The sequence below is a fragment of the Halomonas sp. ND22Bw genome, assembly GCF_003011945.1.
GTDB classification, from domain to species: domain Bacteria; phylum Pseudomonadota; class Gammaproteobacteria; order Pseudomonadales; family Halomonadaceae; genus Halomonas; species Halomonas halophila.
In genome coordinates this window covers 1-260 of the sequence record NZ_PXWD01001169.1, presented here as the reverse complement: position 1 = coordinate 260, position 260 = coordinate 1, and the positions used below count along the sequence as shown (strand labels likewise).

Below are 260 nucleotides of genomic sequence, written 5' to 3'. Positions count from 1 at the left end.
CAACCGCTCTACAGCAACAGCCTGTTCGCGGACCTGTCACGCATCAAGACGCAGATCGTGCAGGAAGCGGTCGCAGCCGACCCGGCGCTGGCGCTGGACATTGTGCTGGACAGCCTTGCGGGCCAGTTGCTTCACGGCGCGCATAGCTACCAGATGGCGCTTGAGGTTCAGGCCAAGACGGTCGCGACCGATGTTCCCGACGAGCTTATGGCGACCAGTGATGTTCGCCCCGTCGAGGACGTGATGGCGACCCGGTTTGC

The 260-nt window shown here is 63.5% G+C and carries 1 protein-coding gene; it reads left to right on the top strand.

Going from position 1 to position 260, the window contains the following annotated elements; genetic code table 11:
* The coding region (locus tag CVH10_RS21860; protein WP_219924984.1) for a hypothetical protein at nt 1–260 on the top strand (260 nt) is incomplete at both ends.